Source organism: Komagataeibacter swingsii, assembly GCF_003207895.1.
Lineage (GTDB): Bacteria > Pseudomonadota > Alphaproteobacteria > Acetobacterales > Acetobacteraceae > Komagataeibacter > Komagataeibacter swingsii.
In genome coordinates this window covers 50,559-72,863 of record NZ_NKUB01000008.1, presented here as the reverse complement: position 1 = coordinate 72,863, position 22,305 = coordinate 50,559, and the positions used below count along the sequence as shown (strand labels likewise).

The 22,305-nt window shown below is 63.1% G+C and carries 20 protein-coding genes; 6 read left to right on the top strand and 14 right to left on the bottom strand.

The window, feature by feature from the left end:
• Positions 1 to 139 precede the first annotated feature (139 nt).
• Positions 140 to 562, bottom strand: coding sequence for a nucleoside-diphosphate kinase (gene ndk / locus CFR76_RS08170; RefSeq protein WP_010514331.1), 423 nt, complete (start codon positions 560 to 562; stop codon positions 140 to 142).
• Positions 563 to 722: 160 nt separating this feature from the next.
• Here ndk and CFR76_RS08165 point away from each other — a divergent pair, with 160 nt between their 5' ends.
• The gene (locus CFR76_RS08165) at positions 723 to 2,609 is read left to right on the top strand and encodes an ABC-F family ATP-binding cassette domain-containing protein (RefSeq protein WP_110556684.1); all 1,887 of its coding nucleotides are present in this window, start codon (positions 723 to 725) and stop codon (positions 2,607 to 2,609) included.
• Between the two features lie 121 nt (positions 2,610 to 2,730).
• Here CFR76_RS08165 and CFR76_RS08160 read toward each other — a convergent pair whose 3' ends face one another.
• Positions 2,731 to 3,873 carry an MFS transporter gene (locus CFR76_RS08160; RefSeq protein ID WP_110556739.1) on the bottom strand — a complete coding sequence of 381 codons (1,143 nt, stop codon included), beginning with the start codon at positions 3,871 to 3,873 and terminating at the stop codon, positions 2,731 to 2,733.
• 283 nt (positions 3,874 to 4,156) lie between these two features.
• Here CFR76_RS08160 and CFR76_RS08155 point away from each other — a divergent pair, with 283 nt between their 5' ends.
• A complete protein-coding gene (locus tag CFR76_RS08155; RefSeq protein ID WP_110556683.1) occupies positions 4,157 to 5,281 on the top strand; it encodes an AI-2E family transporter in 1,125 nt (374 codons plus the stop codon).
• A 59-nt stretch (positions 5,282 to 5,340) separates the two neighbouring features.
• On the opposite strand, the gene CFR76_RS08150 is transcribed toward CFR76_RS08155, so the two are convergent.
• The 4 genes from CFR76_RS08150 to CFR76_RS08135 are packed head-to-tail and all read right to left on the bottom strand — an operon-like array spanning position 5,341 to position 9,490.
• A complete protein-coding gene (locus CFR76_RS08150) occupies positions 5,341 to 5,925 on the bottom strand; it encodes an HAD family hydrolase (protein WP_110556682.1) in 585 nt (194 codons plus the stop codon).
• Complete coding sequence (locus CFR76_RS08145) at positions 5,922 to 6,410, bottom strand: hypothetical protein (protein ID WP_110556681.1); 489 nt, start codon at positions 6,408 to 6,410, stop codon at positions 5,922 to 5,924. The genes CFR76_RS08150 and CFR76_RS08145 overlap by 4 nt, the downstream gene beginning before the upstream one ends.
• A 15-nt stretch (positions 6,411 to 6,425) precedes the next feature.
• The gene (locus CFR76_RS08140) at positions 6,426 to 7,562 is read right to left on the bottom strand and encodes a DegT/DnrJ/EryC1/StrS family aminotransferase (RefSeq protein WP_110556680.1); all 1,137 of its coding nucleotides are present in this window, start codon (positions 7,560 to 7,562) and stop codon (positions 6,426 to 6,428) included.
• Positions 7,559 to 9,490, bottom strand: coding sequence for a polysaccharide biosynthesis protein (locus CFR76_RS08135; RefSeq protein ID WP_110556679.1), 1,932 nt, complete (start codon positions 9,488 to 9,490; stop codon positions 7,559 to 7,561). Before CFR76_RS08135 ends, CFR76_RS08140 begins: the two co-directional genes overlap by 4 nt.
• Positions 9,491 to 9,593: 103 nt before the next feature.
• Here CFR76_RS08135 and CFR76_RS08130 point away from each other — a divergent pair, with 103 nt between their 5' ends.
• The gene (locus tag CFR76_RS08130) at positions 9,594 to 10,628 is read left to right on the top strand and encodes a glycosyltransferase family 4 protein (protein WP_244191835.1); all 1,035 of its coding nucleotides are present in this window, start codon (positions 9,594 to 9,596) and stop codon (positions 10,626 to 10,628) included.
• Positions 10,629 to 10,692: 64 nt separating this feature from the next.
• Here the strand turns inward: CFR76_RS08130 and CFR76_RS08125 are convergent, their stop codons facing one another.
• From CFR76_RS08125 to CFR76_RS08115, 3 genes are all read right to left on the bottom strand, one after another.
• Positions 10,693 to 11,178, bottom strand: coding sequence for a hypothetical protein (locus CFR76_RS08125; RefSeq protein WP_110556677.1), 486 nt, complete (start codon positions 11,176 to 11,178; stop codon positions 10,693 to 10,695).
• Positions 11,179 to 11,198: 20 nt separating this feature from the next.
• Positions 11,199 to 11,618, bottom strand: coding sequence for a MarR family winged helix-turn-helix transcriptional regulator (locus CFR76_RS08120; RefSeq protein WP_025437657.1), 420 nt, complete (start codon positions 11,616 to 11,618; stop codon positions 11,199 to 11,201).
• A 160-nt stretch (positions 11,619 to 11,778) separates the two neighbouring features.
• Positions 11,779 to 13,218, bottom strand: a complete 1,440-nt coding sequence (locus CFR76_RS08115; RefSeq protein ID WP_110556676.1) for a leucyl aminopeptidase family protein — start codon at positions 13,216 to 13,218, stop codon at positions 11,779 to 11,781.
• 131 nt (positions 13,219 to 13,349) lie between these two features.
• Between CFR76_RS08115 and CFR76_RS08110 the strand changes: the two genes are divergently transcribed.
• The 3 genes from CFR76_RS08110 (at position 13,350) to fdxA (ending at position 16,783) form a co-directional block, all read left to right on the top strand.
• Complete coding sequence (locus tag CFR76_RS08110) at positions 13,350 to 15,962, top strand: helicase-related protein (RefSeq protein ID WP_110556675.1); 2,613 nt, start codon at positions 13,350 to 13,352, stop codon at positions 15,960 to 15,962.
• A gap of 5 nt (positions 15,963 to 15,967) precedes the next feature.
• Positions 15,968 to 16,261, top strand: a complete 294-nt coding sequence (locus CFR76_RS08105; RefSeq protein ID WP_110556674.1) for an RNA-binding S4 domain-containing protein — start codon at positions 15,968 to 15,970, stop codon at positions 16,259 to 16,261.
• 189 nt (positions 16,262 to 16,450) lie between these two features.
• Complete coding sequence (gene fdxA, locus CFR76_RS08100; RefSeq protein WP_010507641.1) at positions 16,451 to 16,783, top strand: ferredoxin FdxA; 333 nt, start codon at positions 16,451 to 16,453, stop codon at positions 16,781 to 16,783.
• A 122-nt stretch (positions 16,784 to 16,905) separates the two neighbouring features.
• Here fdxA and cyoD read toward each other — a convergent pair whose 3' ends face one another.
• From cyoD to CFR76_RS08075, 5 genes are all read right to left on the bottom strand, one after another.
• A complete protein-coding gene (cyoD, locus tag CFR76_RS08095; protein WP_026018424.1) occupies positions 16,906 to 17,235 on the bottom strand; it encodes a cytochrome o ubiquinol oxidase subunit IV in 330 nt (109 codons plus the stop codon).
• Positions 17,235 to 17,840: a cytochrome o ubiquinol oxidase subunit III gene (cyoC, locus tag CFR76_RS08090; RefSeq protein ID WP_010507645.1), complete on the bottom strand. Its 606-nt coding sequence runs from the start codon at positions 17,838 to 17,840 to the stop codon at positions 17,235 to 17,237. The genes cyoD and cyoC overlap by 1 nt, the downstream gene beginning before the upstream one ends.
• A complete protein-coding gene (gene cyoB / locus CFR76_RS08085) occupies positions 17,840 to 19,834 on the bottom strand; it encodes a cytochrome o ubiquinol oxidase subunit I (RefSeq protein ID WP_110556673.1) in 1,995 nt (664 codons plus the stop codon). Before cyoB ends, cyoC begins: the two co-directional genes overlap by 1 nt.
• A 5-nt stretch (positions 19,835 to 19,839) precedes the next feature.
• The gene (gene cyoA / locus CFR76_RS08080) at positions 19,840 to 20,766 is read right to left on the bottom strand and encodes a ubiquinol oxidase subunit II (RefSeq protein WP_167402082.1); all 927 of its coding nucleotides are present in this window, start codon (positions 20,764 to 20,766) and stop codon (positions 19,840 to 19,842) included.
• Positions 20,767 to 21,418: 652 nt separating this feature from the next.
• A complete protein-coding gene (locus CFR76_RS08075) occupies positions 21,419 to 22,195 on the bottom strand; it encodes a Bax inhibitor-1/YccA family protein (RefSeq protein ID WP_025437650.1) in 777 nt (258 codons plus the stop codon).
• Positions 22,196 to 22,305 lie beyond the last annotated feature (110 nt).

The window sequence follows — 22,305 nt, the reverse complement described above, 5'->3', positions numbered from 1 at the left end:
GTTTCGAAACTTTTTCATGATTTACCCCATGTCGGGAAGCTGCCTTTCCAAACATCCCCGGACATGAAAAAAGCCGACCATAAGGTCGGCTTTTCCATTGGCGGGGACAAAAGCCCCCGCCACCATGATCCACACGGGATCAGGGCAGGATTTCCGTGCCGGCGAAGAAGAAGGAAATTTCGTTCTTCGCGTTTTCCAGGCTGTCGGAACCGTGGACGGAGTTTGCTTCGATGCTTTCGGCAAACTGCGCGCGGATGGTGTGGGCTTCGGCCTTCTTCGGGTCGGTGGCGCCCATCACTTCGCGGTTCTTCAGGACGGCGTTCTCACCTTCGAGAACCTGCACCACGACCGGGCCGGAGATCATGAAGGACACCAGGTCGTTGTAGAACGGGCGTTCCTTGTGCACTTCATAGAACGCGCCAGCGGTCGCCTTCGTCAGCTGGATGCGCTTCTGTGCGACGATGCGCAGGCCATTGCCTTCGAACACGGCATTGATCTTGCCGGTCAGGTTACGGCGGGTCGCATCGGGCTTGATGATCGAGAGGGTACGTTCGACTGCCATGGGACAGCTCCTTTCAAACGGGTTCTGAAATATACGAGGCGGCATTGGACATAAGCCGACATCACCTTACAAGCGCCATCTAGAGCATATCGCCGCGGACTGGTAGGTACAACCCGCACGAAACCAGCCATGTCCCCCATATTGCCGGAGTTTCCCGCCCTTGAGCCTGCTCGTCATATCCGACCTGACCCTGCGCATCGCAGGTCGCACCCTGCTTGATGGCGCCAGCCTGAGCATCGATCCGGGCCGCAAGATCGGCCTGGTCGGCCGCAACGGGGCGGGCAAATCAACCCTTCTGGCCGCGATCGCGGGGGATATCGCGCCCGATGGCGGCACGATCCACATGTCGGCGCGCGCGCGCATGGCGCGGATCAAGCAGGAAGCACCCACGGGCTATGGCTCGCTGCTGGATACGGTGCTGGCGGGTGATACCGAACGGACGGACCTGCTGCGCGAATCCGAAACCACGGCCGATCCCGCCCGCATTGCCGACATCCATGAACGCCTGCTGGCGATCGACGCCCACAGCGCACCGGCGCGGGCCGCCGCCATCCTGTCCGGGCTGGGGTTCGATGCGCAGGCGCAGACCCGCCCGGTCTCGGACTTTTCGGGCGGGTGGCGCATGCGCGTAGCCCTTGCCACGGCGCTGTTCCTCAACCCCGACCTGCTTTTGCTGGATGAGCCGACCAACCATCTGGACCTTGAGGCCACGATCTGGCTGGAAAACTGGCTGGCACGGTTTTCGGGCGCAGCCCTGATCGTCAGCCACGACCGGGGGCTGCTGGACCGCGCGGTGGACGCCATCGCCCATCTGGACCGTGGCAAGCTGACGCTGACACCGGGCGGGTATGAGGAATTCGTGCGCATCCGCACCGAACAGGCCCTGCAGCAGGCCCGCATGGCCGAACGCATCAACGCCAGGCGCGCGCACATGCAGTCCTTCGTGGACCGGTTCCGCGCCAAGGCCACCAAGGCCAAGCAGGCGCAGGCCCGGATCAAGGCGCTGGAAAAACTACCGCAGATCGACAGCGTGGTGGAGGATACGCCCAGCCACTTTTCCTTTCCCGAACCCTCGCCCCTGCCGCCGCCCATGCTGGTGATGGAGCGGGTTTCCGCCGGTTATGGCGACCACACCATCCTGTCCAACCTGTCGCTGCGTATCGATATGGAGGACCGGATCGCCCTGCTGGGGGCGAACGGCAACGGCAAGTCCACCTTTGCCAAGCTGGTGGCGGGGCGGCTGGAACCGCAGTCAGGCACGATCCGGCACAGCCCGAAGCTGAAGGGCGGTTATTTCGCCCAGCACCAGGCCGAGGAACTGCGTCCCGATGAAACCCCGGTGGACCACATGGCCCGCGCCCTGCCCGACGCCACGCCGCCTGCCGTGCGCGCGCAGCTTGCCCGTTTCGGGCTGGACGCGGAACGGGCCGAAACACCCACCCGCGACCTGTCAGGGGGCGAGAAGGCGCGCCTGCTGCTCGCACTGGCCACGCGCGATGCGCCCCACCTGCTGATCCTTGATGAACCGACCAACCACCTTGACCTTGATGCGCGTGACGCGCTGATCCGGGCCTTGGCGGAATTCGAGGGCGCGGTCCTGCTGATCAGCCATGACCCGCATCTGGTTGAACTGGTGGCCGACCGGCTGTGGCTGGTGGGCGATGGCACGGTCCGCCCGTTCGAGGGCGACATGGCGGAATACCGCGCGTGGCTGACCGAACGCGCCCGCGCGGTTTCGAACAGCGACCCCGCCCGTCCCGCCGCGGCCCCGAAGCGCGATGACCGTCGCGAACGCGCCGAAGCCCGCAAGGCCACGGCGCCGCTGCGCAAGCGCATCCGCGACGCGGAGCAGCTTATGGCCCGGCTGGTGGCTGAACGCGCGAAACTGGAAGCCCGCTTGGCGGACCCCAAACTGTATGAAAGCGGCAAGGCGGATGAAGTCACCGCACTGAATACCCGGCTGGCCGCCATTGCACGCGAACATGACCGGGCGGAAGAGGACTGGCTGGAAGCCGAAACGGAACTGGAAGCCGCTAATGCGGAGTAAACATTGCCCCAAAAGTTTCTGGTGAAGCTTTTTTCAAAGAGCCTCATGAAGAACGCCGCCTTTTTGAAAAAAGGCGGCACCCAAAAACTTTTATTAATTTTGATCAATGGGTTGATATTTTCTAAACCGGGTTGGGCGCATGCCGTCCCCCACGCTGCGCCAGCAGCCCGATCAGGAAGATCACCAGTCCCGCCGCCGACAGCCCGGCCCCGGCCCAGCCCACGTCCTGCGCGCCATAGCCTGCGGCAATCACCGCCCCGCCCAGCCACGCGCCAAAGGCATTGGCCACGTTGACGGCGGAATGGTTCAGCGCCGCCACCAGCCCCTGCGCATCCGCCGCCACATCCATAAGCCGTGTCTGCAACGCGGGCAGCAGGGCAATGATCCCCCCCATCAGGCTGGTGACGATCAGCACCAGCACCATGTTGCCCGCGCAGGCGGAAAACAGGCACAGCATGATGGTGCTGGCCGCCAGCGTCACCACCACCGCAAGTGCGGGGCTGATATCCACCAGCCGGGCGCCGGCCATGTTGCCCGCCACCATGCCCACGCCCCATAGCGACTGCGCCAGCGGCACGACATAGGCGGGCACGCCCGTCACCGTAAGCAGCACCTCCGACAGGTAGGTGCCGACACAGAACATGCCGCCAAACCCGATCGCCCCCGTCGCCAGCGTAAACCATACCTGCGGCCGCCGCAGCGCACCCATTTCACGCAATAGTGACCCCTGCGGATCAGGGGCGGCGACAGGAACCGTGCGCGCGATCATGACAAGGGCCAGCAGTTCCATGGCGGTGATGAACCCGTAAACCGCGCGCCAGCCCGCCACCTGCCCCGCCCATGTCACCAGCGGCACCCCCACCACATGGGCGACCGTCAGCCCCACGAACACACCGGCCACCGCCCGTCCCCGCCGGGCGGGATCGGCCATGCCCGCGGCCACAAGGGCCGCCACGCCGTAAAAGGCCCCGTGCGGCAGCCCGGTCAGGAAACGTACGGCCAGCAGCGCCCCGTATCCCGGCGCCAGGGCCGATGCGGCATTCCCCGCGACAAACATGGCCTGCAGCGCCAGCAGCAGCCTGCGACGCGGCATGCGCGCACCGATCAGGGCGGCAAGCGGGGCGCCGATCACGACACCCACCGCATAGGCGCTGATGACATGCCCCGCCACCGGCACCGACACGCCCAACGAACGGGCGACACCGGGCAGCATCGCCATCAATGCGAACTCCCCCGTGCCTATGGCAAAGGTTGCGACAGCCAGCGCCCACCCTGCTGCCCCAGGCCGCGCGGGCGGGGCGGGATGCGATGAAGAAATATCCGGAGTATTCACATGTCTGCCCTTTTCCGACAGGAGATATTGGCTTACGCCTTAACCGGTCACGAAGGGGATGTTCCCGCCTGATCCCACATCCCGGCCTGCCGCCAGTTAGTGGAATTTCAGGCCAACGCAATCCATGCCCCTTCCCGGACGTTATCCCGGCTGCGGCTGTGCTGGCGTTCACGTTCCACGCAGCCCGTTTCATGGCCACCATACGGACATATAGATGACAGCCTCTTCCCCGCCGGATCCCGCCCCCGGCGCACCGGATTCCCAGCCTTCCCCACAAAAAGACGAAACGCCCGATCCCCGTGCCCAGCAACTGGCGCGCATCTACACCCTGCTGCGGCTGACGCTGGTCATCACCATCGTGGTCATGCTGATCTGGCTGGTGGGCGATGTGCTGATGGTCATCTTCGCGGCGACCCTTGTCGCCGTAATCCTGCACAACCTTGCCGGCGTTGTGGAACGCCACACGCGCATGCCCTACTGGCTGTCGCTTACGGCGGTGGTCGTGGTCATTATCGGCGCACTGACCGGACTGATCTGGAGCAGCGGGCCAGAGATATCGGAACAGGCCGTAAAACTGCGCACTGCGCTGAGCGAGCAGGCCCACAACCTGCGCGACAGCATGGGCCATTCCTCCACCGGGCGCATGATCCTCGACAACCTGCCCACCACGCTGGGCGGGAACGAACAGGCCGCCAGCAGCAGCGGGTTCGGGTCGCTGGCGGGGTCCATGACCGGATTCGTCTCCTCCGCCTTCGGGGCGGCGGGCACGCTGGCGGTCATCCTGATCGCGGGGCTGTATTTCGCCATCTCGCCCGAACTGTATGTCAACGGCATGCTGCGGCTGATCCCGCATGAATACCGCCACACATCGCGCGAACTGCTGCTGACGGCCGGGCGCACCCTGTGGGCCTGGACGGCGGGACAGGCGCTGGACATGACCGTGGTGGGGCTGCTGTCCTTTATCGGGCTGTGGTGCATTGGCGTGCCGCTGGCCCTCGCGCTGGGGGTGGTGGCGGGCATGGCCAACTTCATCCCCTATATCGGCGCGTTCATCGGCGCGGTGCCCGCCGTGCTGATCGGCCTGTCACAGGGCACGCGCGAGGGGGTCATGGTTCTGGGCCTTTACACCGCCATCCAGTTTTTCGAGGGCAATGTCATGGCGCCGCTGATCCAGCGCCACGCGGTGAAGATGCCGCCGGGGCTGACCATCCTGTCCCAGACGATCTTTGGCACCATCCTGGGCATTCCGGGGCTGATCCTGGCGTCACCGCTTACGGCGGCCCTGCTGGCGACCGCCGATCGCGCGACCCCGAAGCTGAAGGACGACGAACGGGTATAGGAGGCTGCCGTGGACGGGGGATCACGCTCCCGTCCCCGTTCTACATTCATCCACCCGGTTCAGGGCAGCAGCGTATTCACATCCACATGCGCCATGCCCGCGCGGGTGGCGGCCTGCATGCCCTCGCGGCTGTCCTCGAATACAAGGCATGATGCGGGTGGCAGCGCCAGCCTGCCCGCCGCCAGCAGGAACATGTCCGGCGCGGGTTTGGGATTATCCACGTCATCTATGGTGATGATGGCGTCAAACAGCCGTTCCAGCCCAAGGTGGCGCAGGCAGGCGGATACGATCTGCCGTGACCCGTTGGACGCCACCGCCATGGGCAGGCGGCCATGGTACTGCCGGGCGATATCGGCCACCACGGTAATTTCACGCAGCACGTGCAGCCTGCGCAGCATGCTGTCGCGCGCCTGCGATATGATGCCGTCGCGGTTCACGCTGCGGCCCAGCCTGGCCTCGACAATATCCAGCACCATGTGCTCGGACATGCCGCCATGGCCGTGGAACCATTCGGGCGGCACGCCCTGCCCTATCGCGTCCTCAAGGGCTGCGATCCAGCCCTCGCGGTATAACGGCAGGCTGTCGACCAGCGTGCCGTCACAGTCAAAGATCAGGCCCGCCGTATCCGCGCGCACCGGACTCATGGAAACGCGGACCGGGGATAGTCATACTGGTTGACGATATCACGCAGCGCGTTGAAGTCCTTGTCCTTGAAATGGTGGAAGCGGATGACCGCGCCGGGCCGTTCCTCCACGAACACGGTGTTGTTCCAGTCAGCGGCGCTGATACCGGTCCACAGCGTGATGCGGTAGGGAACCGCCTGGTCACCCGTGGGCTGCTGGCCCTTGTGCTCGACCTGCATTTCCAGCACCGCGTCCCCGCTGGATGGCGGCGTCTGACCCAGTGGCCCCCAGCCCGCGGTATGGGCCTGCAGCCAGTCATTGAGCGTATGGACCTGTGCCGCCGTCAGCGCGCGTTCCTTGCGCATCGGTCCCACGGCAATGGTGCCCGTTTCCATGGTGGGGAAGCTGAGGGGCCGGAAATTGGGCAGGGCGATCAGCCACAGTCCCGCCGCCGTGCCGATCGTGATAACCAGGAACCCGATCAGCAGGGCTGTCTCGCGTCTCATTTGCGTATGATCTCCTTATGCGCGCACGGCCGCGACGACCCGGCCCACGTCATGATCCGACAGTTCCGCATGCAGCGGCAGCGCCATGATCCGGCGCGACAGGTCTTCCGACACCGGCAGGGCCGCGCCATCATGGGCGGCGGCATAGGCAGGCTGCCGGTGCAGCGGAAGCGGGTAATAGATGGCCGACGCCACGCCATGGCTTTTCAGCTTGTGCTGCAGGTGCGCGCGGTCTTCCTCCCCCTTCGTCAGGACGGAATAGATCGCCCATGAACCGTGGCTGTGCGGCACGCGCGCGGGCGGGACCACATGGCCCGCGATGCCCGCGTCATACGCGTCGGCAATGGCGCGCCTGCGTTCAAGCTCCATGTCGAACACATCCAGCTTGGCCAGCAGGATCGCGGCCTGGATGGTGTCCAGCCGCGCATTCATGCCGGTGCGCAGGACCTCGTACCGGGTCTTGCCTTCGCCATGCGTGCGCAGCGAGCGGTACAGCTCGGCCCGCTCGGGGTCATCGGTCAGGATGCCGCCCGCGTCGCCATACGCGCCCAGCGGCTTGGACGGGAAGAAGGACAGGGTGGTCGCCACCGCCTCGCGCCCCAGCCTGCGGCCCGACAGCGTCGCGCCGAACGCCTGCGCGCAGTCGGCCATGAGGAACAGCTTCTCCTCCTCGGCAATGGCGCGCAGTTCGGGCCACGGGGCGGGCTGGCCAAACAGGTCCACGCCGATCACGACACGCGGGCGCAGCTTTCCGGCCCGGCGGACATCGGCAATGCGGCTACGCAGGCTGGCGGGGTCGATCTGGAAGGTTGCGGGGTCCACATCCACGAAAACCGGGGTGGCCCCCAGCACCAGCGGCACCTCCGCCGTGGCGGTATAGGTGAAGGCGGGCAGGAACACGGCGTCACCCGCGCCGATTCCCTCGGCCATCAGGACGATCTGGATGGCATCCGTCCCGGACGAGACCCCGACACACTGGGCGGCGCCACTGTAGCGGGCCAGCCGCCCTTCCAGTTCGGTGACTTCAGGCCCCATGACAAAGCGGCAGTGTTTCATGACCGCATTGACACGCTGCCTGATTTCATTGGCGATCAGGCTCTGCTGCTGGGGCAGGTTCAGAAAACCTATGGGTGCTTCCGCCGGAGCGTTCATGATGCATTCCTTTCCACATCGACCTGCCCCGCTGCGTCCGGAATGGCCACGCCGTGCGGGTTATGGGCAAATTCGGGGACAAGCCTGCGGACAAGGTCCAGCGCGCGCGCACCATTCCCATCCCGGCATGCCAATGTAAGTGCATCCATGATATTGGCGACCTGCGCAAGGTCCACCGTACGCGGCGTTGCCATCCGCAGGCCGGGACAGTCGGTGGGCTGCAGGATTTCCTGCTTGTAAAACAGGTCCTCGGTCAGCTTTTCACCCGGCCTCAGCCCGGTAAAGCGGATCTGCACGTCCCGGTCGGGCCGCAACCCGGCCAGCACGATCATCTGCCGCGCCAGGTCGACAATGCGCACCGGCGTGCCCATGTCCAGCACGAACACCCCGCCACCGCGCAGCAGGAGCGCCATGCCGCCCGCCTGCCCCCCCGTGCCCCGGGCGCTGGCCTGCAGCACAAGGCCGACCGCTTCGGACACCGTCATGAAATACCGCGTCATGCGCGGGTCGGTCACCGTAAGCGGGCCACCGCATTCCAGCTGGTGGCGGAACAGGGGAATGACCGACCCCGTCGATCCCATGACATTGCCAAACCGCACGGTCACGCACTGCATGGCGCGCCCGTCGTTGCGGTTGCGGGCTACCACATCCAGTGCCTGGCAGTACATTTCCGCAATGCGCTTGGATGCCCCCATCACGCTGGCGGGGTTGACCGCCTTGTCCGTTGAAATCAGGACCATGGCCCTGACCCCATGCCGGGCGGCGGTGTCGGCCACGATGCGGGTGCCGGTCACGTTGGTCAGCAGCCCTTCGCACGGGTTTTCCTCCACCATGGGCACGTGTTTCAGCGCCGCGGCATGGAACACCAGTTCGGGGCGGAAGCGGGCGAATATGCGCTCCATCCTTCCCGCATCGCGTATATCGGCCAGAACAAGGTGGCGCGTGATGCCGGGGGCCTTTTCCGCCAGGTCGACATCCACCTGCCATAGGGGGAATTCGCCCATATCCACCAGAATCAGCTGGTCAGGGGCATGACCTGCGATCTGGCGGGCCAGTTCGCTGCCGATCGATCCCCCCGCCCCCGTAATCAGCACGCGCCGGCCGCGCAGCATGTCGGCAATGCCCTGCCCGTCATGCGCTACAGCCGGGCGGTTGAGCAGGTCCGACAGCCTGACCGGGTGCAGCGGCGCCATGACCTCCCCCGCGATACCCGACAGGTCGGGCATGCAGCGCACCTGCGTGCCGGTTTCCTGCGCCATCCGCAGGACGGCGGACAGGCGCTCGCCACGGAAGCGCGGATCGGCCACCACCAGCAGCAGTTCATCTTCCGCCCTGAACGCCGACAGGATGCCCGGCAGCGCCGCCACCTGCCCCAGCACCGGCACGCCACGCAGCCTGCGGCCGGGGCGGCGCTGCCGGCCTTCGACTACCATACCCACGACCAGCCCGCCCATATCCGGCATCAGGCTGAGGAAGCGGCTGGCGTCCTCCCCATCCCCCAGCAGGATCACGCGTCGCCGCCCCCCCCTGCCCCGGCCATCCCGATAGGACCGCCAGCACTGGTAGGCCGCCCGCACCCCCGCCATGATAACGAAGGCCGCCATGGCGTACGCCCCGCCAAACGCCACGGCGCGCGCGCCCAGCAGGCCAAGCACGCCCGTGACCAGCAATCCCGCCAGCACGCATGCGCCCGCCAGCCGCCAGAAATCTGACCGCCCCGCGAAACGCCAGTGCTGCTGGAACACCCGGAATGGCCAGCCCGCGACCCCGATGGCCGCCATGCCCAGTGCGGGCAGGCTCCACCACGGCCATGCGGTATCAGGATAAGGGCACAATCCCGTCGCCACGATTGCGGCCAGCCCCCCCATGACCGTATCAAGGGTGCTGTTGACGGCCAGCGTCCGTATCTTGCGCAGGCACTCCGCCATGCTGCCGCTGCTTGAGGATTGCGTAACCATTACCCTCCCCCTATAGCCGAGCAGATGCAGGGCAAGAAGGAGAGATCATGCGCCCCTTCCAGCTTTCATGACCATGTCCCATTCATTTCATGCCGAAAACGTCTTTTTCGGGCTGTTTGTGGTGGTGGCGGCCCTGATGTCCGCCGTGCTGTCGCGCCGGGTGATCGCGATGCGCGTGCTGGATTACCCCACCGGGCGCAGCGCCCATGACAGGCCGGTGCCCAAGGGCGGCGGGCTTGCGATCCTGATCGTATTCGTGGTGGGCGTGCCGCTGGGGCAGATGATCTGCCACCGCCACGCGGACACGGCGGACGTGACGCTGCTGCTTGCCACGGTGGGGCTGGGGCTGTTTTCGTGGCGTGATGACATGCAGCCCATGCCACCGATATGGAAACTGGGGGCGCAGGTCGCAGCCGCCGTGCTGGTGGCGTGGGGCGACATGGCGGGCGGGGCGGTCCAGGCGCTGACAGCAGGCGGGCTTGGGCTGCGGGTCGCATGGCTGGTGGCCCTGTGCAACTGCATCAATTTCATGGACGGGCTGAACGGACTGGCCAGCGGGTGCACGCTGATCGCGGGCGTGATGACGGCAGTGCTGTGCATGCTAGCGGGCGGCGGGGTGGAAACATGGGGCAGCGCCCTGATGCTGGCGGCCGCCTGCGCGGGGTTCCTGCCCTTCAACTTTCCCCATGCACGGCTGTTCATGGGCGATGTGGGCAGCCAGTGCTGCGGGCTGGTGCTGGGGGCGCTGGGCCTGCGCATGGCGGACATGCCGCAACTGGCCCACGGGGCATGGCTCATGCCGCTCATGCTGTCGGGGCTGCTGGTGGATGTCATTGCAACCCTGCTGCGGCGGATATACTGCCGCCGTCCCATCATGCGGGCGCACCGGGAACATTTCTACCAGATGGCCCATCGCAGCGGCATGCGGGCCGCCGATATTACGGTCGTGGCATGGGCGGGCACCGTGTACGGCGGCATGGGGGCCGTGGTCGTGGGCATGGGATGGGCCAGTCCCGGCCCCATCGTGCTGGTTGCAAGCCTGATCCAGCTTGTATGGATTACCAACGTCATACGCCGGGTGGGACGTGTTCCCGGCCTGCCATGGTAGCAAAAAAACAGGGGGAACGGCCTGCTTGCCCTTCCCCCTGATTCGTTTGTCCTGACAGCGGATCTTATTTGGTCAGGGTAATCTTCATGCCCTGCGCGGCGGCGGCCAGCCGGCCACCCGTACTGGACGTATCAAGGCGGATACGCACCCCGGCGGGGTTGTTGAGCAGCACGGCCCCCACGCCGGTCCCGGCCGTGATATCCCCGTTGACCGCGGCATAGCTGCCTTCAAAATCCTTGACCCGGGTCAGGTTATAAACCTCCCCATGGCCAGTGATATTGGCATAGCCCACGGCCGCCAGCGAACCGCCCTCGATCTTGAAACGGTAGGTGTGGTGCTGGAACACCAGCTTGCCGGTGCCCCATGTGTGCCCCACCCCGATATCAAGCGACTTGAACTTCATCGTGACCTGCCCAGACGGCGTGCCAAGCGATGATTCCGCGGCCCGTGCAAGTGCCGGTGCGCCCGCAAGCGGCGCCATGATCATGGCAAGGGCAACCAGACGGCGTGAAATGCGCATGGAATTGAAACCTTCTGTCCGTTCAAGCATGAAGCGACCCTTCATGTAACTCAGCCAGCGCGGCGCTGTTCCTCGGTCCGGCGCGTGCGCGTGGCCTTGCGGGCCGGGGCCGTCGCCTTTTCCTGCGTTGCCGCCTCATTCACGATGCTGCACAGGTCGCGCAGGTAGGCCTTGCCCTTGATGGTGTGCTTGATCAGCACCGAGCGGCGGTCCATCGGGTCCGGCGCGCGACGGGCAAGGTCCAGCGCCTTCAGCCGGTCCAGCGCGCGGGTGATGGCGGGCTTGGACACGTTCAGTTCCGCCGCGAGGCCACGCACGGTATGCGAGCCGTCGCCACGCAGGTAGCAGGTCAGGAACACGGCCAACTGCCGGGCCGACAGGTCGGGGCCGTCGCGGCGGACCATCGCGACAATGGTATCGCGTAGCGAATTGATCATCTGATCCGTGTTGGTGTCTGATGACTTGTTCATCGGTGGAAATCCTCTGTCAGAAATCAGCCTGCACACCGGCGCGCATGGATGCGGAATCGGGTGGACTGGAATGATGCCTTATGGTTCTGCCTATATAATTAGCATTTACGGCATATATAAGTCGCACCAACCAAATTAGTTCGCATCCGGCATTGTTTCTTTAGTGATGCAATCTGTCCTCGATATTAAATATTTTTAACATCCCTTCGTAAACCGCTCTTAAACCAAGACTTTCTCCGCCTTCCGGTCGTCCGGGCCGTGCCGAATCATTCCATCCGTAGGTATCGATATGAACCCAGCGCACATCAGTTTTGACAAAATTCTCTAGAAAAAGCGCCGCCGTGATCGCCCCCGCCATGGGTTTGGATGAAATATTGTTCATATCCGCCACCGGACTGCGCAGCCATTTCCGGTAACCCGGCCACAGCGGCAACTGCCACAGCGGGTCCCCACAGGCCAGGCCGGCAGCCACAAACACCCCCGCCGTTCCGTCATGGTTGCTGAACACCGCCGGCACATCCGGCCCCAGCGCCACGCGGGCCGCCCCGGTCAGGGTCGCGGCATCCACCAGCAGGTCGGGCTGGCGTTCGCACGCCGCATGCAGCAGGTCGCACAGGACCAGCCTGCCCTCGGCATCGGTATTGCCGATTTCAACCGTCAGCCCCGCGCGTGTCCTCACCACGTCGGATGGCCGCATGGCATGGCCCGATACGCTGTTTTCCACGCAGCCAAGGCGCAGTTCCAGCCTGACCGGCAGGTCACGCAGCATGACCAGGCGCGCAAGGGCCAGCATGATGGCAGCGCCCCCCATGTCCTTTTTCATCCGCAGCATGGAGGACGGGGGCTTGAGGTCATACCCGCCCGTATCGAAACACACGCCCTTGCCCACCAGCGACACCAGTGGCGCCGTCTCGGTGGCGGTGCTGCCCTGCCAGTGGGCCTCGACCACGCAGGGCGCGCGGTCCGATCCCGCGCCGACATGCAGCACGGTCGGGAATTCCTGCGCCAGCCGTACCCCCCGAATGACCGATACATCCGCCCCCAGCGGGGCCAGCGCCATTTCGGCCGCCCTGGCCAGGTCATCCGGCCCCATGAGGTTGGGCGGCGTGTTGATCAGCGAACGGGCCAGGTTGATGCACCGCGCCATGCCGGCCGCGGCCTGTCCCCCCGCATCCACCACCAGCCGCGCGGCCGGGGCGGCAGGGGCCGCGTCACGCCCGAACGCGGGCATGCGATAGGCGCCAAGGCAGAAGCCCAGCGCGATATCGGCCGCCTGCACATCCGCAGGCGCACTGACCCGCCATGACCCGGCTGGCAGCGAGTCGGGCAGCGCCCCGAACACGAACGGGTCGGTGCCGTCCGCCTGTTCCGCGATGCCCAGAAGGGCTGTCGTGATCGTGCCATCGGCGCCGGGCAGCAGGTGCACCTGGCCATAGCGGGCGGCAAAACCGGCCTGGCGGGCAAAACGGGCCGCCACTTCGCCCACCACCGCATCCAGTTCCCCCATCGCCGAGGGACGGATGGCATGCACCATGCCCACAGGCCCGTCGCGCACATCCCCCGCCGCGATCAGGCAGTCCTGCGTTTCCAACGCGTTCATCGCATCTCCCTTCCCTGCATATGTTCCTATTTCCGGCAGGGTGCGTCCCCCGCCCGGGCAACGCAACACCCCATCGCGACCGGCATGTGGTTTTGCTTGCATTTGCCGCCACTTGGCCGGAGCATACATCCATGACGGGTGTACCCAAGGGCACTGGTGGCCCCTATCGCGCAGCGGCCGGACGTGGTTCCGGCCCCCATTCCGATACGCTGGTCCGGGCGGTGCTCGGCCCGACGAATACCGGAAAGACCCATCTGGCCATCGAAAGGCTGCTTTCGCATTCCAGCGGTATCATCGGCTTCCCCCTGCGGCTGCTGGCGCGTGAAAACTACGACCGCATGGTGGCGCAGAAAGGCGCGCAGGCCGTTGCCCTGATCACGGGCGAGGAAAAGATCATCCCGCCAAGGGCACGCTGGTTTTCATGCACGGTGGAGGCCATGCCGCTGGACCGGCGCGTGGAATTCGTGGCGGTGGATGAAATCCAGCTCTGCGCCGACCCGGATCGTGGCCACATCTTTACCGACCGGCTGCTGCATGCGCGCGGCCTGTCGGAAACCATGTTCCTTGGCGCGGATACCATATGCAACCTGATCCGCCGCCTTGTGCCGGGCATCGAGATCGAACACCGCCCCCGCCTGTCGCAACTGGCGCATGCGGGCGCGTGCAAGCTGACGCGCCTGCCGCCACGATCGGCCATTGTCGCCTTTTCCGCGGGCGAGGTTTACGCCATTGCCGAACTGCTGCGCCGCAGGCGGGGGGGCTGCGCCATTGTCATGGGGCAGCTTTCGCCGCGCACCCGCAACGCGCAGGTGGCGCTGTACCAGGAAAAGGAGGTCGACTACCTCGTCGCGACCGATGCGATCGGCATGGGGCTGAACATGGATGTGAACCATGTGGCCTTCGCCAGCCTCTCCAAATTCGACGGCACGCGCATCCGCCCGCTTGCGGCGGGGGAAATCGCGCAGGTGGCGGGCCGCGCCGGACGCGGGCTGCGCGATGGCACGTTCGGCACCACGGGGACCTGCCCGCCCCTGTCCGAGGAACTGGCCGAAGCGGTGGAGGAACACCGCTTCGACCCACTGACCCGGCTGGCATGGCGCAACAGCGACCTGGATTTCTCCTCACCCGACCGGCTGCTGTCCAGCCTCAACCGCCCTTCCCCCCGCGTTGAACTGATCGCGGGGCACGAGGCAAGCGACGTACTGGCCCTGTCTGCGCTGGCGGGGAACAGCGATATCCGCCCACTGGTCCATTCCCGCGCGGCGACGCGGCTGTTGTGGGAAAGCTGCCAGATACCGGATTTCCGCAAGCTGGGCGATGACAGCCATATCCGCCTGTGCGGACGGATCTTTACCCACCTGATTCAGGACGGCCGTATTCCATCGGCGTGGATGGACAGCCAGATCACCCATTTCTTCCAGACGGCGGGCACCATAGACTCGCTCATGCAGCGTCTGGCGGGCATTCGCGTGTGCAGCTATATCGCCGCCCGCCCCGGCTGGGTCGCCAATGCCGAACACTGGCAGGCCCGCACGCGGGAGGCGGAGGACAGGCTGTCCGATGTCCTGCATGAACAGCTGACCGCGCGCTTCGTGGACCGGCGCGCCACCACCCTGATCCGCAGGCTGGACGAAGGCGGGCATGACGACCTGCTCTCCGCCGTGACGGCACAGGGCAATGTCGTGGTGGAAGGCCACGAGGTCGGCCGCATTGCCGGGCTGGACCTGATCGCGGGCGATCATACCGATGCCGAGGACGGGCGCCTGCTCATGCGCGCGGCACGGCGGGCGGTGCGCAGCGAAATCCCGCGCCGTGTCGCGGCCCTGGTGCAGGATGATGACCAGCAGTTCGCCTTTTCAGCCGACGGGTCACATATTTTGTGGCAGGAGATGCCCATCGCGCGGATGCAGCCGGGCAGCGACCTGCTCTCGCCGCGCCCGCAGGTGCTGGACAACCCGCTGCTGGACAATGCCCAGCGCGAGCGAATCCGCAACCGCCTGCAGACATGGCTGGGGCAGGTCGTGCGCGAACATCTTGCCCCCCTGTTTGCCGTGCAGGCCGCGGTGGCCAGCACGCCCGAACTGCGCGGCATCATCCATCGCCTTATGGAAGGCGCGGGAGTCGCCATGCTCCATCGCGGCGAACGTCTGGCGCATGACATGGTCCACCGGCTGCGGCGTCTGGGGGTGCGCGTCGGGCACTACAGCCTGTTCATGCCCGCGATCCTGAAGGAACGTCCCATGCAGTTGCGGGGCTGGCTGGTGGCGATCAGCCTGAACATGCCCTGCCCGCCCCTGCCCGCCATGGGCCGCATCACGTTATCGCCCGACGCCCTGCCGCCCGCCTTCATGGACCGGATGGGCTGGCTGGATGCGGGGCCTGTGCGGATCAGACTGGATATCGCGGAAAAATTCATCCTTGAACTGGCACGCATGACACGCCGGGCACCCGTGCCGCTGCCGCCCCATCTGGCGTCGCGACTGGGCATACGGCGCGAAATGCTGCCTGCGGTGATGAAAGGGCTGAACATGCGTGTCTACCATCCACGTCCCATGGCGGCGAACCGCTATGGGCCACCCGCCCCGGTGATGATCCGTTTCCTGCCCGAAACCGAAAACGGTGGCCGGGAAAAAGACGTGCGGAGCGCATCCGCCCGCAACGGCAGGCGACCGGCAGCAATCCGCCACACGCAACGGGCCGACAGTCCCTTCGCCGCCCTGGCCACCCTGTTCAACCGGCCCTGACCACCATGACGCAGACACCTGATCCCATCATGAACCAGCGGCTGGACCTGTGGCTGCTGCATGCCCGTTTTGGCCGCAGCCGCGGCACCTGTGCCAGGATCGCATCTGGTGGTCATGTCCGGATCAACCGCCAGCGCGTGACGAAGGCGCATGCGCAGGTGCATGTGGGCGATATCCTGACCCTGCCATCGCCGGACCGGCAGACGGTGATCGTCATACGTGTCGTGGCGTGTGCCGGGCGGCGGCAGTCCGCCCCACTTGCACAACTCCTGTATGAAATTGTTCCGGAAACTGTCTGAATATTGTGGCCAACAGGCCAATACAGGCCATGATTATGCATTAGCCGCCGTCTTGGGCTTGCCACGGCCCGAAAACACTCTCATATCTTCCGCCATTCCTGATGAGGTCATGCCCCATGCGGCGCCTCGTCCCTTTTCATGGCCGGGCCTATTGCCGCAGGCCGCACAAATAATGATCGGAGATAGGCGATGACCTATGTGGTCACCGAAAACTGCATTCGCTGCAAATTCACAGATTGTGTCGAAGTCTGTCCGGTTGACTGCTTCTACGCCGGTGAGAACTTTCTGGTAATCAACCCGGACGAATGCATCGACTGCGGTGTGTGCGAACCGGAATGCCCGGCTGAGGCCATCTTCCCCGATAGCGACGACCGCGCCACCCCCTGGGCCGAGCTGAACGCCAAATACGCCGCCGTGTGGCCCAACATCACACGCAAGATCGATGCCCCGGCCGATGCCGAGGAATGGAAAGACAAGCCCAACAAGAAAGAGCTGCTTTCCCCCGAACCCCAGAAAGGCTGATCCCGCCTTTCCCATCGGGTTACCCCATAAAAAAAGACCGGCACGATTGCTCGTGCCGGTCTTTTTTTATGCCGCCCGGCACGGGGGCAGTTGCCTGCCCCCGCACCCAGACATGACACCGCTTAGCGCGACATCATGTTGATGGCCGTGTCATGCATGATGAACATCGTGCCGGCCACAAGGACCAGGACCGAAAGCACCGTGAAGACAAATGCCATGACGTTCCAGCGCTGTTCGGACGAACCGTTCATGTGCAGGAAGTAAATGAGGTGAACAACAATCTGCACCACCGCCAGCAGGGCAATCGCCCCGCCGGTGCCAGCCGGCGACATCGCATGCGACATCACCAGACCGAAGGATGCAACCGTCAGGATAACGGCAAGTACGAACCCGGTAAGGTAAGACCCTACACTCCCGTGGCTCTCTCCCGAGGAAGAAATATGGTCTGCCATCAGATCACACTCATCAGATAGACAAAGGTGAAGACACAAATCCAGACGATATCCAGAAAGTGCCAGAACAGGCTGAGGCAGGTCAGCTTGCCGATCATGCGTTCGTTCAGCTCGGTCTTGCCAGCCGTCTGGAACAGCAGGACAGCCATCCACAGCAGGCCGCAGGTGACATGCAGACCATGCGTGCCAACCAGCGTGAAGAAGGCGGACAGGAACGCACTGCGATCCGGGCCGTTACCTTCGGCAATCATGTGGGAGAACTCACGGATTTCCATGAACAGGAAGCCCAGCCCCAGCAGGAAGGTCACCCCAAGCCAGGTCCGCATGGTGCTGACCTTGTTCTCATGGGCGGCGATCATGCCGAAACCGTAGGTGATGGAGCTGAACAGCAGGATTGCCGTTTCAATGCCAACACCCGAAAGTTCGAACACTTCGTGGCCGGTCGGACCGCCGGCAAACTGGTCACGCAACACCGCGAACACTGCAAACAGTGTACCGAAGATGATGCAGTCCGTCATCAGATACAGCCAGAACCCGAACACCACGGGAGATTCGTGGTGTTCATCATGGGCATGGGCTGCATCAGCAGTCATGTTTTGCGCCATTATTCCGCTGCCTGTGCTGCCATAAGGTTATGGGTGTGCTCCTGCTCAATGCGGACCACCTCGGACACCGGCACATAGTAGTCGACGTCGTTGTCGGACGAACGGGCGATCACCGTAGCGATGACACCGATCAGACCAACAGCCGCCAGCCACCAGATGTACCAGATCGCACCGAAGCCCATCACGAAGCTGAAGGCACCGATCAGGAAGCCGCATGCCGTGTTCTTGGGCATGTGGATCGGCTGATAGTTGCCACCGGCCTGACGCGTGTCGATACCGGCTTCCTTGTCATGGGCGAAGGCGTCCAGTTCGTGGACTTCCGGCAGGATAGCGAAGTTGTAGAACGGCGGCGGCGAAGACGTGGACCATTCCAGCGTACGTGCGTTCCAGGGATCGCCCGTCAGGTCACGGTTTTCGGCCAGGTTGCGATCACGGATCGAGACATACAGCTGGGTCAGCTGGCACACGATACCAATAGCGATCAGAACCGCGCCAACTTCAGCAATCAGCAGCCAGGGATGCCATTCGGGGTTGTCGTAGTGGTTCATACGACGGGTCATGCCTTCGAAACCGAGGACATAAAGCGGCATGAACGCAACATAGAAACCAACGAACCAGCACCAGAACGCACGCTTGCCCCAGGCTTCGTTCAGCTTGAAGCCGAAAGCCTTCGGGAACCAGAAGTTCATGGCGGCAACGTAACCGAAGTAAACGCCACCGATGATCACGTTATGGAAGTGGGCGATAACGAACAGGGAGTTGTGGAGAACGAAGTCAGACGCCGGGATTGCCAGCATGACACCGGTCATACCACCGATGGAGAAGGTGATCATGAAGCCGATCACCCAGTACATGGTCGCGTGGAATTCGATACGCCCCTTGTACATCGTGAACAGCCAGTTGAAGATTTTCACCCCGGTCGGAACCGCGATGACCATCGTCATGATACCGAAGAACGCATTGACGTTCGGGCCGGCACCCATGGTGAAGAAGTGGTGAACCCACACAACCAGCGACAGGACCATGATGGAAGCGGTCGCGTAGACCATGGTCTTGTAGCCGAACAGCGGCTTGCGGGAGAAGGTCTGCGTGATTTCGGAGAAGGCGCCGAAGGCAGGCAGGACAAGGATGTACACTTCCGGATGGCCCCAGCCCCAGATCACGCTCAGATAGAGCATCTGGTTGCCGCCGCCGTCATTGGTGAAGAAGTGCATGCCCAGGTAACGGTCCAGACCAAGCAGGCCAATGGCCACGGTCAGGATCGGGAAGGCCACCATGATCAGCACGGTCGTGCAGAAGATGGTCCAGGTGAACACCGGCATACGCATGTAGGTCATGCCCGGCGCACGCATCTTCACGATGGTCGCGAAGAAGTTCACACCCGTCAGCAGCGTGCCGACACCGGACAGCTGCACCGCCCAGATGTAATAGTCGACACCGACACCGGGGCTGAACTGCTGTTCGGACAGGGGCGGGTAAGCCAGCCAGCCGCACTGCGAGAACTCACCGATGAACAGCGAGACGTTGACCAGCAGGAAGCTGACGGTCGTCATCCAGAAGCTCAGCGTGTTCACGAACGGGAAGGCCACGTCACGCGCACCGATCTGCAGCGGCACCACGATGTTCATCAGACCCTGCATGAACGCCATGGCCATGAAGAAGATCATGATCGTGCCGTGCGCGGAGAAGATCTGGTCATAATGGTGCGGCGGCAGGTAGCCGGGGTTACCGGCATAGGCCAGCGCAAGCTGGGAACGCATCATGATCGCGTCCGCGAAACCACGGAACAGCGCCACGAGCGCGACAACGATATACATGACACCAATGCGCTTGTGGTCGACCGAGGTCAGCCATTCACGCCACAGGTAGCCCCATTTACCGTAATAGGTGATGAGACCGACAACGGCCAGGCCAGCAATGGCCGCACCGATGAACGTCCCAACAAGGATCGGCACATCATAAGGAATGGCCGACAAAGTTAATTTGCCTAACATCTGTCCTATTCCTTCATGTTCATGTCGGACATCGCGGACTGCTGCACATGCAGCATCTTGCCGGTGCTCTTATCCATGACCATGCCGTTGTTGTACTTGGCAACGATGTCATCGAAGAGACCCGCATCGACATGCGAGAAGTATTCAACCGGATTGGCCTCGCTCGGCGCGGCCAGCTTCGGATAGCTTGCGCTGTCCAGCTGTTCGGAAGAAGCCTTAACCTTCTCGACCCACGCGCTGTACTGGTCCGCAGGCATTGCCAGCGCACGGAAACGCATGTCGGAGAAGCCACGGCCGCTGAAGTTGGAAGATTCACCCTGGAAATCACCAGCTTCGTTCGCGATCAGGTGCAGCTGTGTCTGCATCCCGGCCATGGCGTAGATCATCGTACCGAGCTGCGGGATGAAGAAGGAGTTCATCACGGAGTCAGAGGTGATCCGGAAATCAACCGGCGTGTTTACCGGCATGGCCATCTGGTTGACGGTCGCGATCCCTTCATCCGGATAGATAAAGAGCCACTTCCAGTCCAGTGCCACAACATCGACATGAATAGGCTTGACGTTGGCTTCAGCCTCAAGCGGCTTGTACGGGTCAAGCGAATGACATGTCTGATAGGTCAGCACCGCCAGGAACAGGATGATCAAGCTGGGAATGGCCCAGATAACCACCTCGATCTTGTTGGAATGCGACCATTTCGGCAGGTATTCGGCCGAAGTGTTGGACTGACGGTACTGCCATGCGAACAGCAGCGTCAGGATACAGACCGGTATGACTACCAGCAGCATCGCGTAGGTCGAGGTCAGGATCAGGCTTTTTTCCTGAGCACCGATCACGCCTTTGGGGTCGAGCGTATCCCACGTACAGCCTGCTAACAGCGCTGCCGAAGATAGGCTCATCAGCTTCGTTAATCTTGGCAAGATTTTTTTCTTCATCTCACGCCTCGTTGGTTTCGACATCACCCTGTTTTGCTCACATCCTCGCTTCATCCACGGGCTTAGACAACAACGGCCACGTTATACGCTTGGCAGGGAAAATGCATCCGACTTTCCCCTGGCACCCAGCGACATCGCGCCTACGTCGACTTCCGAAATCGACACACGGCCTTTTTCGGTTTGCATCCGTCATGAGTTAGTTGCCGACCGGCTGACCATGATCTTGATCAATACGGCCCGCCAGACCTTACGTAATTATTACTGTCAGGGCAGATCGGACCATAAATCGCGACGCCGTCCTGTGTGCTGAAGCGCATGTTCTGTGCCGCATACCCTTTCATATAGTTTTTCTATTCAAGGGTTATCCGACCTGAACGGCCTCAGAGGCAAGCCTTCACATAATATTTCAATAGATTTCATTGCTAAAAATTTATCTAAGAAAATCCATATTTTACAATGGGTTCCCTGAGTGTCATGAACCTCACACTCATGTCATCTTATATTTTCTATATATGAATAAGTCTTATCTTTTTTAACTGTGTGCGTGGTTCGTAACCTTTTCCATGCAAAAAGGGCCGCCACTTGTGTGGCGACCCTTCCATATTCTCATACCAGACCGATGCGGTGCTGGTTCTACAGGACTCCTGCGGGTTCAGTCGTTGCTGTTGTTCCGCACGCCCATGAACTGCAGCAGGAACTGGAACAGGTTGATGAAGTTCAGGTAAAGGTTCAGCGCGTCATAGACCGACCGCTTCGCCGCCTGTTCCGGCCCCTCATAATAGGCGAACTGCTGGTAATTCGCCTTGATCTGCTGCGTATCGAACATGGTCAGGCCGACAAACAGCAGCACGCCCACAGCGCTATAGACGAAATACAGGCCCGGACTGTGCAGGAACATGTTCACCACGCCTGCGATAATCAGGCCGAACAGCCCCATCATCAGGAAGGAGCCAAAGCGGCTGAGGTCGGTACGAGTCGTGTAACCCCAGATCGACATGGTGCAGAAGGTGGCGGCGGTAATGAAAAAGACACGCGTGACCGACACCCCGGTAAACACCAGGAAGATGTTGGACATGCTGGCGCCCATCACGCCACAGAACAGCCAGAACAACGTCTGCACGGCCTGGGCGGACAGCCGGTTCACGCCAAACGACATGACCAGCACGAAGCCCAGCGGGGCGATCATGGCCAGCATGGACAGCGCCGTAGGTTTCAGCGCCATGCCCATCGGGGTGGGCACATGCTGGTAGAACAGGGCCTGCAGGCTGGTGTTTGCGATCAGGTAGGCCACCAGCCCGGTCAGGACCAGTCCGGATGCCATCCAGTTATAGACTCGCAACATATAGGCGCGCAGGCCCATATCGACAGGACCTGCGGCACTATCAGCGGTGGGGCGGATGAAACTCCGCGAATCAGGGCCAAAAGCCATTGTGTTTCCTTCCTCCACGTCCTTGACTGACGTGCCTCTCCCAGCATTTGGGGATATGTTAGAACACGTTCAAGAACGGGAGCGTGTCCAATACATTACAATACGGCAAC